Origin of the sequence: Mycobacterium syngnathidarum, assembly GCF_001942625.1 — a bacterium.
Taxonomy (GTDB): Bacteria; Actinomycetota; Actinomycetes; order Mycobacteriales; family Mycobacteriaceae; genus Mycobacterium; species Mycobacterium syngnathidarum.
Genome location: NZ_MLCL01000041.1, coordinates 1 through 1,778, shown reverse-complemented (window position 1 = coordinate 1,778; position 1,778 = coordinate 1). Strand labels below are relative to the sequence as shown.

Here is a 1,778-nt window from a genome sequence, read left to right as displayed (position 1 = left end):
CTAGGAGTCTGCTGAATTATTTCGGCGTGGTGGCCGGGTTTGTGGCGATGTTCTCGAGATGATGGGCGGGTGCAGGGGCGTTCTGATGATCAGCGTGAGTTGTTGGATGCGGAGTCGGTAGCGGGGCATCTTCTCAAGTCCGACAGCGTGTTTGCGTTTCTGGCAGCTCATCGCCACGAGTTGTTTCCCGAGGAGATGTTCACCGATCTGTTCCCGTCGCGGCGGGGTCGTCCGAGTGTGCCCGCCGAGGTGATGGCCTCGGTGATCACCTTGCAGGCGTTGCACGGCCTGTCCGACAACGAGACCGTTGATGCGGTGACCTTTGATCTGCGGTGGAAAGCCGCCTGTGGGCTGCCGATCACCGCGACGGCGTTTCATTCGACGACGTTGACCTATTGGCGACGCCGACTGGCCGCCTCAGATCGCCCGAACCGGATCTTTGAGGCGGTCAAGGCAGTGGTCGCGGCCACCGGCGTGCTGGCGGGAAAGACGCGGCGGGCGTTGGATTCGACGATCCTTGATGACGCCGTGGCGACCCAAGACACCGTGACCCAATTGATCGGGGCGATCCGCCGGGTCCGCCGCGAAGTGCCCGGTGCTGGCGAGGTGATCGCCGCCCAGTGCCGCGCTCATGACTACGACGACCCGGGTAAACCGTCGATCAGCTGGGATGATGCCGTCGCCCGTGCTGCGTTGGTCGATGCCCTGGTCGGCGACGCCCACCGGGTGCTGGGGCATCTGCCTGAGCAGGAACTTGGCGCCCGCGCCGCTGAAGCGGTGGCGTTGTTGGCGCTGATCGCCGGCCAAGACGTCGAACCGGTGACTGATTCTGATGGCACCGATGGACGCTGGCAGATTGCTCAACGCGTGGCCCCAGACCGGGTGATCTCCACTGTGGATCCCGAGGCTCGCCACGCCCACAAGAGCGTGCATCGGCGCCAGGACGGTTTCAAAGCCCACGTCGCGGTCGAACCCGATACCGGGATCATCACCGACTGCACCCTGACCAAAGCCAGCGGCCCGGGCACCCATGATGCCACCGTGGGGACCCAGCTGCTCACCGCCGAAGACCAACCGGTGACGGTGCTGGGCGATTCGGCCTACGGCAGCGGGGATTTCCGCGCGCATCTGGTCGAGGCCGGGCATGCCGATCGGGTCAAGTCTGCACCACTGCGTCCGGCGGTCGCCGGTGGCTTCACTGTCGATGACTTCGTCGTTGACCACACCGCCAGGACGGTGACCTGCCCCGCCGGGCTGATCCGCGTCATCTCCGCGCGCGGATACGCCACCTTCGGCGGCGCCTGCGCGGGCTGCGCGTTACGAATGCGATGCACCACCAGTGTTGGCGGCAAGAGTCTGAAGATCAAGCCGCACGATGCGCTGCAACGCGCAGCCCGACAAAGATCACAAGAGTCGTTGTGGCTCAACGAGTATCGCCAGCACCGGCCCATGGTGGAACGTACCATTGCCTGGCTTACCCGAGGCAATCGCAAAGTGCGCTACCGCGGCGTCACCCGCAACGACCACTGGCTACACCACCGCGCCGCTGCGGTGAACCTGCGTCAGCTGATCACCCTGGGACTGACCCACACCAATGCTGGCTGGGCCATCGCCTGACCCCAAGCTGGGGCTTGCCTCAGACGAACACTCAATGCGACGCTCAACACGGCGGAATGACCCTCGAATTGTGTCGACCTGCGGGCCTGACTAACACCAACGCGCCACAGAGCGCTCTGAGGCACCCCGCCCCCAACACCACTAATTCAGCAGACTCCTAG

At 64.6% G+C, this 1,778-nt stretch carries 1 protein-coding gene; it reads left to right on the top strand.

Translation table 11 applies throughout. The annotated features are described in order from the left end of the window. Positions 1-69: 69 nt before the first annotated feature. Positions 70-1,617 carry an IS1182 family transposase gene (locus BKG60_RS13140; RefSeq protein ID WP_070947258.1) on the top strand — a complete coding sequence of 516 codons (1,548 nt, stop codon included), beginning with the start codon at positions 70-72 and terminating at the stop codon, positions 1,615-1,617. The last annotated feature ends 161 nt before the right edge of the window (positions 1,618-1,778 follow it).